Origin of the sequence: Cyclonatronum sp. (assembly GCF_022565315.1) — a bacterium.
GTDB lineage: Bacteria > Bacteroidota > Rhodothermia > Balneolales > Cyclonatronaceae > Cyclonatronum.
The window spans coordinates 1-12,927 of the sequence record NZ_JAIUMX010000105.1 but is presented as its reverse complement, the minus strand read 5'-3'; the positions used below and the strand labels follow the sequence as shown (position 1 = coordinate 12,927).

The following is a 12,927-nucleotide window of genomic DNA, read 5'->3' as shown; positions in this document are numbered from 1 at the left end:
GAACTTGGTGCGTGGAAAATCATGGTGTTTTCGCCGTTTGGACCGGTAAAGGGAGCGCGGATCTGTATGGCGCGCATCTCCCCCTCCTGATATTCGCGCCCGCCGTTACCCTGCGGCCGGTAGTTGAGGTCGGTAGGGGCATTTCTGCGCTCCATGGAAGCTTTGCGCCCGGTATCCGGGTAGCCGTCGAGGGCCGATATAAAGCTTAGAAAAGCTTCATTTCCGGCGGGAAAAGTAGCATCAACCCGCTCGAGTTCAATGTTGTTGGGAATATCGCCTCCAAAAAACCAGAAATACACCAACGCCTCCGAGCCCGGCAGCGGGTCAGGGTCGGGGTCGGGGTTAGGATCCGGAACATTCATGCTGGTATCCACGCAGGAAAGCAGCATCAGCAAAACCAAAAGCGGGCTCAGATATTTAAAGTATTTCATGACTGCAAAAATTTGAATGATAAAAAAAGAGGGCGGCAGCGGCCCTAAACGAGCCGCAGCCGCAAAGGCCCTTTTAGGGCAGGCGCACCATCATGCGGGTCTGGAAGTAGTTATAGTTGAAAGGCACGAGGCTTCCGGCACCGTTTGCATTTTCATCGGAGCGCACAAAGGCGTAATTAAAGTAAAACCGGATGTATCGGGTCGCAAAATAATTGAGCCCCAGGGTAATCACTTCCTGATCTCCGCCCAAAATATCGGCGCTTTTGTCGTTGAGGTTGGTACGGCTGTAGCGCAGCGCAAGCTGAACGGCACCCCATGGATTCCGGGGATGGTCGAAGTTGCCAAATTCGCCTTCATCGGCAAAATAACCTCTTGATTCGCCTGTAAGGAAATAGGAAGCTTTCACATAGCCACTCCAGAAAGAAGGGTTTGGCAGGTCGTTTTTACGGTTAACATTGAAGGTCTTGTATTCGCCCTGAACCTGAAGCGAACCAAGCACGGTGCCGAGTTCCAGGCCGTATCTTGTGTAATTGTCCACATCAGAAATCTGCCCGGTATTGAGGAACCGCTGCGAGTCGTTGCTTGCGATGCGGCTTTCGGGGCGGCCGCGCAAACGCACGCGGCTGTTGTTGTCGGCATCGGGTGGTCTCACAGAGGCCCAGGCACCAATATGCACAATGCGGCGATCCTGACGGATCGGTGTATAGGCAACACGGCCGTTGAAGCCCCAGGCTTCATTATCCTGCGTGAAGCGCCGCTGATCAATTTCCTGACCCCAGCTGCCTGCCTGCACCCACATGTGGGGGTTAAAGTAGGTAAGGGCGATTCCTTTACGTCGGCCGTCTTCAAAAATGCCGTCGCCGCCTCGCTCCATAAATGTTATCAGCCTTGAGCTTGTAAGGCGCTCAATACCGGTAGCTTCCTTAAAATTACCGGCCTGAATGTAGAAATTGTGGAAGTCTCCGCGAAAGTGCCTTGCTACCCACATATCACGCGGGGTGAGCGCATCACCCTGAGAGGCGTTCAGATCGATGTAAGCTTCCCAATCGCGGTACATGGTAGCTTTAAACTGAATGATACCCCGGCGAAGCATAGCTCCGTTGGTCATGGGCAGGGTTTCCTGATTGGGGTTATCCCCCATGTAAAACGCAGCATCCCAGTAGAGCCGGTGATCCGACCAGATATACCAGTCGCCGGAGGGATCTTCGTAAACGAGAATTCCTTCCCGCACTTCACCGGGGTTCATAATGGCCGAGTGTACCTGAGTTGTATCAATCTGACGTGCCTCAACACTGCCGGCAAATAAACCGGTACAGAATAAACAAGCACCTAAAACCATCAGTATCACGTTCGTTTTCATAATGTTTGCACACCTACATGTCTTATTTTTTGAAGGATACGGCAACAGCCTGCTGCGGGCTTACTCTCCTGCGGGAAGCATATCCGCCAGAGAACCGGCCTGAAGCAGCTGATCCGGGTTATTAAATTGAAGAATTTCTGCAGCGGGTGTAATCAGGCTTGTTTGCTGTTGCTGCTGCTCGCGGTCAACTACCTGCTGTTCAAATACGTTTTGCACGAAAAACAGGGCAACGTAACACATCGCCGCTGCAATTATTGGCGTGATGACCCAACCGGTAGCAATTCTGCCCACCACAGCAAAGTTGATGTTGGAGCGGCTTTTCACAAGCGCTACCCCGATGATGGCTCCGATGATGGCCTGTGAGCTTGAAACCGGCACGAGCGGCAGCGTAGGAAGGCCAAGGCTGAGCAGGATCCGCTCAAGCCCCTGTGAAGCAAAAATGAACAGCACGAGCGATTTGGCCAATACCACAATTAGCGCAAGAATCGGGGTGAGCCGGAAAATGTCGTTGCCCACAGTTGTCATCACTTTATAGGAGTAGGTGAAAATACCAACCCCGATGGATACCGAACCCAGCAGGAAAAGCTGCTGCGTGCCGCTGAATTCGAAGAAGCCGTACACGGAGAACGAATCGAAGGGCGCCGCAAAAACAAACATACCCATCACATTTGCAATATTATTGGCCCCGAGGCTGTAGGCTCCGAAAGCACCAACCACAATAAGGCCGAGGCGGGTCCAGGCATCCATCTGCAGCATGTGGATGCGCGCGTTGCCCAGCCAGCGCTTGGCCAGCAGATACAGTCCGATTGCAAAACCGCCGGCCAGTATGGGCGAAAAAAACCAGGTGCCCACAATTTCAAGCAGCTTGCCGTAATCAGTGGGGGAACCGGTGAAGAAATTCCAGCCCAGAATGGCGCCTACCACAGCCTGCGATGTGGAAACCGGCAGTTTCATGTTGGTCATGATGGCAACACTCAACCCCGCCATCAGTGCTACGGTGAAAGAACCGGCCAGGGCATTCACCGCGCCCAGCTGACCGAGTGTTTCGGTTGTACCTCCGCCGCTTATAACGGCGCCCAGTATCACAAACACAGTTGATACCAGGGCAGCTGTTCTGAAGGTGACCATCCGGGAACCCACGGCGGTGCCAAAAATATTGGCGGCGTCGTTGGCACCCAGCGACCAGCCCAGAAACAGCCCGCTAAGCAAATAAATCCATTCCATCAGTACAATCCGTTATATGTATCTTTTTATTGCTGCGATAGCCAGGCGGTCGCAGAGGTCTTCAGCATCATCGGCAATACTTTCAATGCTGCGGGCAAAGTAGCGCAGGTGCATTTTATGGCTGAGCCGGAGTTCTTTACGGCTGAAAATTTCCCGCTTGTATTTTTCGCTCAGGCGGTTGGTTTCTTCGCGCGAGAAATGCACCTGTTTAATATTATCGCGAACTGCGCTCAGATCGCGGAAGTAGCACCGTATCGACTTCACCATAAATTCGGAGGCTTTTATGGCATTTTTGGCCAGCTCGTGCTTGAGGTCGCGCAGGTCGTCGAGGGTTTCAGGTTTTTCGACTGAAAACTCCAGCAGGGTATCCGAAATCTGATTCAGTACGGCATCGGAGTGCTCAAGCAGCCCGAGCACATCGCCCCGGAACTCCGGGATGAGGGTTTTGGTGTAGAGCTTCGTTTCGATATCGCGCCGCAGGTGATCGGCCCGCTTTTCAAGCTCAATTAACTCTGCGAGCCGCTGCTCAAACTCTTCAAAGCGCCCATCGAGATAAAACTTAATGCCCTTTTTAAACAGCAGCCCCCCGCCGATTATCTGATCAAGAAATTCATCAATTTCGGTTTCAATCTGCTTATGACTTCCAAACAGCTGTATCATGGGCTCAATGGTTTAGGATAAATATTTTGTTTAAAAGATTCCGAAAACGCCGTCGGGGGTAATGCCCAGCCATCTGAACCAGGTTTCACCAAGTACGATGTTCAGCAGGTAGCCGATCACCATCATCGTGATTCCAAATTTGAAGGCATCTTTCAGGTCGTAGCGGTCGGTTTCGTACAGCAGGGCTGCCGGCTTGCTGTTGAAGTAAAGCACCCATACATATTCGATCATAAAGGCAGTTGGCAGTGCCAGGCTGATCACGCTAAAATCGAAGCGCTGTGCAACACCGATCGCAATCGGGATGAAAATCATGGTGCGCATGGTTTTCGACTGAAAGAGGAGCGCACTAAAACACATTACCCCGGTGAGCAGCAGGTAGAGCATCCAGAAATCGGTTTCGTTTCCGATGCCCAGGCTGTCGAAAAAGGCGTTTACCGTGAGCGACGGCAGGTCGGTGTAGTTGAAGCCGGCTCCGAGGGTGTACGCCCCCGCAGAGAACAGCATAAGGTGCCAGGGGATGTCAACGTCGTTCCAGCTTACGATGCCGTAGCGCGGAAGCAGGGCGATGATGGCGCCCACAAAGGCAATAGCCGTTGCGCTAACCCCGTGTATGCGGTCGGTTGACCACAGCGCGAGAATAAGCACAAAAATGACAATCGTTTTGATTTCCTGATAGCTGATGGGGCCGAGCTTCTTGTATTCTTCTTCAAGGCGCCGCATCCCTCCTTTAATCTGCGGGCGCTGCTCTTTTTTCTCCAGGGGGAAGAAGATGCGCATCGCCACAAAATACCCGATGAACATCATGCCCACCATAGTGGGGAACATGGCAAACATCCAGTCAGAAAAATAAACGTTGCCTTCAATAGCACCGCTGATGAGTGCCGCCGCAAGCAGGTTTGCTCCTGAGCCGGTTACAAATGCGCCTGCCCCGAGGTTGATATTCAGCAGGTTCTGAAGCACAATGCTGCGGCCGAAATTGGTTTTCTTGTCGCCGCCGTCGGCACCATACACGGCTGCAATAACCATAAAAATGGGCAGCAGGATTGCTGCTTTGGCTGTTGTTGCTGAAATGAAGGCCGAAAGCAGCGTATTGATGGCGATGAAGCTGATAAAAATCGTGCCTGCGTTTTTGCCGAACTTCAGGATAAACCACAGTGCAAAACGCTTGGCAACGCCCGTTGCTACGAGCATACTCGCCAGCACGAACGACATAATGTTGAGCCACATGACCGGGTGCCCAAGCTGCGCGTAGGCAACCCGTTCAGGCAGCACCCCGGTTAGCACCAGGGATATAATGAGAATGAGCGATACCAGATAATTCGGGATCGCTGCTGTAAGCCAAAGAATAATGGCGGCCGCAAAAATAGCCAGCATATAATGATTGTTGCGGATAAACTGTTCCGGACCAAGCTCTGTGAACATTCTCAGAGCCTGTTCAGACTGCAGGCTAAGGGCATCGATATTCTGCAGGTACGGAAGGTTGGTAAAAAACGCCAGCCCGATAAAGGCGAGAATCGCAACCGGGGCACCAAAAGCGGCCATAAGGGTTTCGATTTTACTCTTTTGCCGGTTCGGCAGTTTTTCAATGGAATAATTCCGCATGTCGAGCGGGTCGTATTCCTTTCCGTTGGCATCAATAAATGCAGACTTCTTTGTTTCCGTCATTTTCTTTGGCGGTTTTGTTCAGCACTGAACAGCCGAAGCGGCTACCAGTTTTTGTATGGATTTTTCATGAGCATGGAGTTGTAGTACTTCACATCTCCGGTAACCTCCTCGCCAAGCCATTCGGGCTTGTCAAAGGCCTGATCTTCAGAAGAGAGCTCCACTTCTGCTACCGTGAGGCCGTCGTTATCACCGTAAAATTCATCAACTTCGAAGGTGAGCCCGCCAAAGGGAACCTGATAGCGGGTTTTGTCGATTACGCCCGGCTCGCAGATTTCGAGAAGCTCGTTCACTTCGCTCACGGGTATCTCTTTTTCCCACTCGTAGCGGCTTGCTCCGCTGCTGCTTCCGATCCCCTTAATGGTGATGAAGCCCTTCTCCCCTTTAATCCGCACCCGCACTGTCCGCTCCGGTACAGATGAAAGGTAGCCCTGGGTGATGCGCATCTGCTTCTCGGCAGCGCTCTTGAATTCACCCTTCACCAAAAACTTACGTTCAATTTCTTTAGCCATATGTGCTCCGGTTAGTTTGCCAGGGGTTTGCGGATCATGCCAATCACTCTTTTGATGGCCTGCAGGTAGTTGATGTTCTCTACACCTTGCAGACCGGTATCGGCCAGGGTCTTTTTGATATCCTCAACTTCAGTTGATTCCGAGTTGATGGTGCACACTTTGGCTCCGTTAATGAGCACGTACCCGAACTCACAAATGGTGTTGTTTACCATGTAGCCGAAACGCTGCTTCACCACATCTACAGCCTGAAGCTCCGGATGGGCATTAACCAGGGCTATGAACTCATCAAGGGTAAATGCCTGCTGATCCGGCAATGTCATTTCAACCTGAAATGCGGGTATTACTTCTTTCTCCAGCATTTCCCGCTGCATCGGAAATTCGCCTTTCATCAGCGGATTCCACTGCTCCAGGCCGTCAACCGTTTGTACATAGGTTTTGATATCCATTTTACCGTCGCGGATTTTGGTATTGTTGATATCGTTGGTGCGCGACAGAATGTAAATTTCGGCTGATTGCCGTTCCCAGACTTTTTCGGGTACCGGTACAGAAAGCCGCGCCATACGAAAGCGGGCAGCCTCAAAATCCTGTCCGAAGGTCCTGAATTCAAATCTCGGCTTTGACTGCTCACCGATTTTTAATTCTTGTTTGCTCATTTTTTTAAAAGGTTTGTTGAAGTTGAAGTACTATCATAATCTAATAGCGCTATTCAATATTCAACATGCGTGCCAAAGTCGCGGTTTTGTACCTCACCCCTCTCTAACAGCCTTTAAACGCCTTTTTTTAGCGTATTTTTTTTCCTGCCCGGCAAAACCGGTGAAATCCCGCCACCTTACCGGCGAAATCCCGCCACTACCGGCTAAATTTCGCCACCCGCCCGGCCAAATGCTTGAATTCAAGCCGGAAAATCGCTTACTTAAATTTCGAATATTGAGGTATGAATATTGCATAACAGCTTATAGCACAGCAATACATAATCCTTTTCCCTTACCCGTAACGGCAATTCTGATTTATGGCAAAACTCCGGTTAACCCTGTACACTGCAGCCGTACTGTTGGCGCTCGCATGGCTGAGCAGCATGCTGCACACCCGAATTCTGGATATCAGCAGCCCGTACCCTTCCGTTGCAGTAACTTTTACGGAACCCGCAGCAGCTCCGGCTGATACCATTCGGATCGGCGTTGTTTCGCGCTTCCCCTCGAACGTGCTGTACCGCGGGTATCAGCCGCTGATGGATTACCTCACCGGCCATTCAGAGTTCTATTTTGAACTGGTAACCAGCCGCTCCTACCGCTCAACGGTTCATCAGCTTGCTGCCGGTGATGTTCAGGCAGCCTTTTTAGGTTCCTACATTTTTGCAGACTCCCGTAATTCAGTTGATTTAATTCCGGTCCTTAAGCCGCTCAATGAAAATGGTGAGCCCTTTTTCTATTCGGTTGTAGTAGTGCGGGAAGGCTCCCTTTACCTGAGTCTTGAAGACCTTCACTACAGCAGGCTTGCCCTTCCCTCTGAAGATTCCTTTTCCGGAAACTGGCTGCTGAGCAGTTCCGCCAACGGACCCGTTCTCTCTGATTACACCCTGGCAAATATTGATTTCCTGCAGCATCACCACACTGTTATTTATGAGGTGATGCGGGGCAACTACGATGCCGGAGCCGTTAAAGACCGGGTCGCCCGTGAGTTTGAAGGCCGCGGCATCCGAATCATTGCCAAATCAGAGCCGGTTCCCGGTTCACCCCTGGTAGTTGCGGCCGGGCAGAGGCAGCAGGAGCTCAGCGACCTTTTTACACGGCTGCTGCTGCCGCTTAACCCCGCCAACCCGGAGCATAAAAGGCTGCTTAACAGCTGGGACCCCGAGTTCAGCTTCGGCTTCACAACTGCTGCCACCGAAGACTACCTGCACCTGATTACCCCCTGAAGCCATGGTTAAAAACCGCAAAAAAGGAAAGCCAAACTGGTTCCGGTCCAGCATTAAATTCCGGATTATTGCCGTTACGGGGCTGGTCATTTCCGTGCTGATGGTGCTGATCTCCACCGGAGCGCTGCTACAGTGGCGCATCCTCATTCTGAATCAGCAGCAGGAAAGTGCCAAATCGTTTGTGAGGTCTTTTTCCATACCCGTTACCGAAATTCTCATTAATGCCGAAAACCGGCAGCATCTCGGGGGCGAACTGCTGGAGACGCATATTCAGAATTTCCTCGAAAATGTGGACGGCGTGCGCTACATCAGCATCCTCAACAACAACAACCTGGTAATTGCCCACAGCAATCTTTCCGAATACGGAATGCGGGTACAAGATGAAGCGGTAACCGGTATCCTGCAGGCGCGGCAAACCCACACCCGCATATACCGGGATGGAGAAAGCTGGATTCTGGAGGCTTTTCAGCCGCTGCAAATCGGCGAAAAACGCTGGGGAAGCGTACTCATCGGCTTCGACAGCTCTGCGGTGCGCACACAGATCAGCAACTCCTTTTTCCTGCTGCTAATCCTTACCCTGCTGGCCATCATCATCACCCTGGCCATTCTCTATTTTCTGATCAACCGGATTCTTGCATCCCTGCGGGATTTTGTCGCAGAGGTTGATAAAATCGACCTTGACCGCACCGGTCCGACGCAGCTCAAACCCCGAAGCGACGAAATTGGCTACCTCATCGAGCATTTTGAAAAGCTCAAACAGCGCCTGCAGGATTCACGGCAGCAGCTTGAGCAGGCGCAGAAGCAGGTTTTTCATGCAGAGAAGCTCGCCTCCATCGGGCGGCTTGCATCGGGCGTGGCGCACGAAGTAAACAACCCGCTGAACGGGCTGCGCTTCTGCGTGTACGGCATACAGCAGGACATCAGCAACGAAGCACAGACGCAGGAATACCTAACGCTCATAAGCGAAGGGCTTACTCAGATTGAAACCGTAGTTACCAAACTGCTGGGTTACTCAAGGCAGCGGCAAAAAACAGATGAGCCGCTTAACCTTCAGCGGCACATTCAGCTGGTGCTCGACCTGCTCGATTACCGGATCCGCGAAAAACAGATCGAAACCGAAGTTGTTCACCAAGACCCGCTCCCAAAACTCAAGGCCGATCCGGGGCAAATTCAGGAAATGCTCATGAACCTGATGCTCAACAGCCTCGATGCGGTTTCTGAAGGGGGCAAAATCCGGATTGAGACGGGCACAGCCGGCGACTCGCATTTCCGGATTTCCGTTTGGGACAACGGTTGCGGCATAGCGGAGGAAGAACTCAGCCTCATTTTTGAGCCCTTTTTCACAACCAAAGAAACCGGAAAAGGCACCGGCCTCGGCCTGTCGGTAACGCACGGCATCGTAAGCGCGCACGGCGGCGAAATACGTGCGGAAAGCAAGCCTGGCGCCTATACCCAATTCACCATCACCCTGCCTTTGAACAGACATGAAGATTCTGATCGTTGAAGACGAAAACATCACCCGAAAAACCCTCTCTGACCTGCTGCGCAAAGAAGGGCACAGCACAGAAACCGCAGCTGAGGGCGAAGCCGGCATAAGGCTGCTGCAGCAGGATCCCGGCTTCGATGTGGTTATCACCGACCTGCGGCTGCCCCGCCGCGACGGGATGCAGGTTCTGAAAGCTGCCAAATCAGCGAATCCCGACTGCGAGGTAATTGTGATTACCGCCTACGCGAGTGTAGAAACGGCGGTTCAGGCACTCAAACAGGGTGCCTACGACTATGTGACTAAGCCGCTGACTCCCGAAAAATTCCTCATCCTGATCCGGAATATTGACGGTTTCCGAAAGGTGCGCTCCGAAAACGAGCAGCTCAAAAAGCGGCTCGATGAAATTGAAAACAAACCCATGATCGGCAGTTCGCCTGTAATGCGAAAGCTGGCCGAAACCATGCGGAACGTAGCCGTGCACGACTACACGGTTTTAATTCAGGGTGAAAGCGGCACCGGCAAAGAGGTTACCGCCAAAACCCTGCACCGTTTCAGCCGGCGCAGCAGCGGCCCTTTTGTGGCTGTAAACTGCGCCGCCATACCCGAAACCCTGCTGGAAAGCGAGCTCTTTGGCCATGAAGAAGGCGCTTTCTCCGGCGCAGCCGGCCGGCACACCGGCTATTTTGAGCGTGCAAACGGGGGCACGCTGTTTATTGATGATATCGACGACTTCCCCCTCCACCTGCAGGTAAAGCTGCTGCGGATACTGCAGGAGCGTCAGTTTTACCGCGTTGGCGGCACCGAAAGCATTGCACTTGATGTGCGCATCATTGGGGCAACTAAGGTGGATCTGCAGCAGATGGTAAAAGAAAAAAAGTTCCGGGAAGATTTATACTACCGGCTGCACATCATCCCGCTGCGGCTGCCGCCCCTGCGCGAAAGGAAGGAAGATATACCGGAACTGGCGCAGCACTTTTTTGAAAAGCGGGGAGCAGAACTGCTGCTGCGTGAGCTGCCTGAAGCCTTTTTCGATCAGCTTTGTGATTACAACTGGCCCGGAAACGTACGGCAGCTCGAAAACCTGATTGAGCGCATCATAGCAACGGGAGATACCGGCATTGCAGCACGGCTCACGGCTCCTGAAACAGATACAGCCGGAGGAATCGCATTAAATCAGCCGCCGCACAAAAAGGCAGCAGAAAGCTACCCCTCCTACGAAACTTACATGAACGAACGGGAGAAAGAGATCCTGAGCTGGGCACTCGAACAAACCGGACATAACATCAGCCGGGCAGCCGCACTGCTGGACCTGCCGCGCGGCACCCTTCGCAGCAAGCTCGAACGGCACAAAAACTAAAACACCAATCGTCAGGCCCTGCGAAATACGCAAAGATGAAAGCTCACGCGCAACACTTTTTCCTAAAAGCACTGTGCGGATTGCTCCCGGCTGTTCCATTACATCTCAAATAGCGCTTCCCTAACAGCCGATCTTAAGAAATCCAATCTTCGTTAGTGCATATTTACTCTTATATTGTAATCGTTCAAAATTCAGCTGTAAGAGCGCACGGATTTAACGGCATTCCTTTAAATAATTACTGCCGACCCTATGGTTTCAGGCCTGATTTTTCTTGTATTTCTGTTTCAGCAAAACCCGTTCTCAACCCAAGCATCACCCGAGCATATTGTAAAACAATTTACCATAGCCGACGGTCTGCCGCTGAATGCCGTTTGGCAGGTTGTGCAGGCAGAAGATGGATTTCTTTATATGGCGACTTTCGACGGGCTGGTCCGCTTTGACGGGTATGAGTTTATAACATTCAACAAGCTCAATTCGGAAGGCCTATCCTCAACGCGGCTGATGAGTGTGGGTATTGACTCAGAAAACCTGATCTGGGTTGCAAGCCCGTATGGCAATCTCAGCTCCTTCGACGGCTTCACATTTACCAATCACGACCAAACAAACCTCAGCGAACTACCCTTATTTACCGGTTTGGATGCCATAGGCGAACAGGTTGCCCTGCTTGGCAGCGCGAAAGGCCGGGCGATTCCTTTTTTGCAGGAGCACACTTTAACCGTAAATGAATCCCGGATTCTGATCGACTCAACTTTTGTGAGAATCGGGGGGCAGGTTGTTTTGGATAATGAAGAACTGCGGGGCGGGTTTGAGGATGCTGAGGGCACCATCTGGGTTTACACCCGCAACAACGGGCTCTTTCAGATCAAAGAGAGCAAGGTCCGTAACTTTTCTTCAGGCAGCGGCATCCGTTTTCGAAACACCTACTCCATAGCACAAACCGGCACTGATGATATCTGGATTCAGGGCTATCCGCAGTTTATGCTTCGCTACAACGCTGAAAACAAACTCCTGGAAAACTTCAACCGTGCCGGCGGATTGGTACGAAATTTCCAGTACCTGTTTGCAGATCCTTCAGATGACACCATTTACAGTTATAATGACAGAACCGGACTCTGGAAATTTGTAAACGAAGCCTGGGAGAGACAAAGCTGGTTTGACCCCTTTTTTACGCCGCGCAGTCCCGGAATAACGGCAACACACCGTAACAGGGAGGGGCTTTTATTTCTTGGAACTACAGAGGGCCTGATTGTTAAGAGTGATGAATCTCTTTTTTTGGCAAATGAAAAAACCGGGCAGCAGCTGAACAGAGTGCGGATCATTCGTGAGCAGGACGACGGAACCCTCTGGTTGGGCACCAACGGTTCAGGTCTTTTCCGGCTTAACCCGGCAGACTGGAGCTTCCAGCATTTCACTGTTGAAGACGGGCTGAGCAGTAACTTCATCCGTGACATTCACCTTGCCGCTGCCGATACCCTTTGGCTCGCCACTCAGGATCGCGGCCTAAACCGCATCATTTTGGGGAGCGACGGTACCATCAGCAGTTCTGCTTCCGTTCTGCCCTCCGACGGCCTGCTCAATCATGGCCTGCACCGCATCATTCCCGATCAGTTGGGGTACCTTTGGGTTAACTCCAACGGCGGCATTATGCGCTTTTCAACAGAGAATCTGAATGCCTATGCAAGCGGTGAAACAAATCATCTGCACATTCTCAAACTTACAGAAGAACAGGGTCTGATTAACAACGAAGGCAACGGTGGTGTCGATAACGCGGGGCTGATGCTGCAAAACGGTCTTATTGTATTTCCAAATCAGGCCGGTATAGTAATTATTGACCCGCAGGATTTCATCAACCTGAAAACAGAACGCCTGAACCGTCCGGTAGTTGACCGGTTCACATTTAACAACCAAAGCCTGCAGGCAGGATTATTTCAGGAAATCGTGCTCCCATTGGGCGACCGGGATTTTCGGGTTAGCTTCACCCTGCCTAACTTCAGTAACCCTGACCTGATTACCTTCTCATACCGGCTCGAGGGCCTTCACAATAACTGGCGCAATCCGGTTTCGGGGCGCACAGCTGTTTTCACAAATGTACCTGCCGGTGAGTACCGCTTTCAGGTTCGGGCCGCCGGACCCGACGGCACCTTCCAAACAGTAAGTCTTCCGGTCGTGGTGCCCCCGCATTTTTATGAAACGATCTGGTTTTTCATCTTCTGCATCCTTCTGGGCCTCATTACGATCGGAATCCTGCACCGCTCCCGCACTAAAACACTGCGCCTCAGGGAAATGCGCACCCGAAGCCTGCTCGAGCTGCAAACCTGCT

Annotated in this window: 11 protein-coding genes; 4 read left to right on the top strand and 7 right to left on the bottom strand. The window is 51.9% G+C overall.

Annotation, left to right across the window (positions count from 1 at the left end; genetic code table 11):
- The 7 genes from LAT75_RS13035 to LAT75_RS13005 form a co-directional block, all read right to left on the bottom strand.
- Window positions 1-431: hypothetical protein (locus tag LAT75_RS13035; protein ID WP_291483114.1), on the bottom strand; the 431-nt coding region annotated here is incomplete at its 3' end.
- 73 nt (window positions 432-504) lie between these two features.
- Window positions 505-1,791: a porin gene (locus tag LAT75_RS13030; RefSeq protein WP_291483113.1), complete on the bottom strand. Its 1,287-nt coding sequence runs from the start codon at window positions 1,789-1,791 to the stop codon at window positions 505-507.
- Window positions 1,792-1,851: 60 nt separating this feature from the next.
- Window positions 1,852-3,015 carry an inorganic phosphate transporter gene (locus tag LAT75_RS13025; protein WP_291483112.1) on the bottom strand — a complete coding sequence of 388 codons (1,164 nt, stop codon included), beginning with the start codon at window positions 3,013-3,015 and terminating at the stop codon, window positions 1,852-1,854.
- 12 nt (window positions 3,016-3,027) lie between these two features.
- Window positions 3,028-3,675 (bottom strand): DUF47 family protein, encoded by a 648-nt coding sequence (locus LAT75_RS13020; RefSeq protein ID WP_291483111.1) that lies wholly within the window; start codon window positions 3,673-3,675, stop codon window positions 3,028-3,030.
- Window positions 3,676-3,705: 30 nt separating this feature from the next.
- Window positions 3,706-5,340: an SLC13 family permease gene (locus tag LAT75_RS13015; RefSeq protein WP_291483110.1), complete on the bottom strand. Its 1,635-nt coding sequence runs from the start codon at window positions 5,338-5,340 to the stop codon at window positions 3,706-3,708.
- A gap of 41 nt (window positions 5,341-5,381) precedes the next feature.
- Window positions 5,382-5,849 carry a CYTH domain-containing protein gene (locus LAT75_RS13010; protein WP_291483109.1) on the bottom strand — a complete coding sequence of 156 codons (468 nt, stop codon included), beginning with the start codon at window positions 5,847-5,849 and terminating at the stop codon, window positions 5,382-5,384.
- 11 nt (window positions 5,850-5,860) lie between these two features.
- Entirely contained in the window at window positions 5,861-6,502 is a 642-nt protein-coding gene (locus LAT75_RS13005) for a hypothetical protein (RefSeq protein ID WP_291483108.1), read from the bottom strand.
- A gap of 356 nt (window positions 6,503-6,858) precedes the next feature.
- Between LAT75_RS13005 and LAT75_RS13000 the strand changes: the two genes are divergently transcribed.
- The 4 genes from LAT75_RS13000 to LAT75_RS12985 form a co-directional block, all read left to right on the top strand.
- The gene (locus LAT75_RS13000) at window positions 6,859-7,764 is read left to right on the top strand and encodes a PhnD/SsuA/transferrin family substrate-binding protein (protein ID WP_291483107.1); all 906 of its coding nucleotides are present in this window, start codon (window positions 6,859-6,861) and stop codon (window positions 7,762-7,764) included.
- 4 nt (window positions 7,765-7,768) lie between these two features.
- Window positions 7,769-9,268, top strand: a complete 1,500-nt coding sequence (locus LAT75_RS12995) for an ATP-binding protein (protein ID WP_291483106.1) — start codon at window positions 7,769-7,771, stop codon at window positions 9,266-9,268.
- Window positions 9,249-10,607, top strand: a complete 1,359-nt coding sequence (locus LAT75_RS12990) for a sigma-54 dependent transcriptional regulator (RefSeq protein WP_291483105.1) — start codon at window positions 9,249-9,251, stop codon at window positions 10,605-10,607. The genes LAT75_RS12995 and LAT75_RS12990 overlap by 20 nt, the downstream gene beginning before the upstream one ends.
- 249 nt (window positions 10,608-10,856) lie before the next feature.
- On the top strand, window positions 10,857-12,927 hold a 2,071-nt coding region (locus LAT75_RS12985), incomplete at its 3' end, for a triple tyrosine motif-containing protein (RefSeq protein ID WP_291483104.1).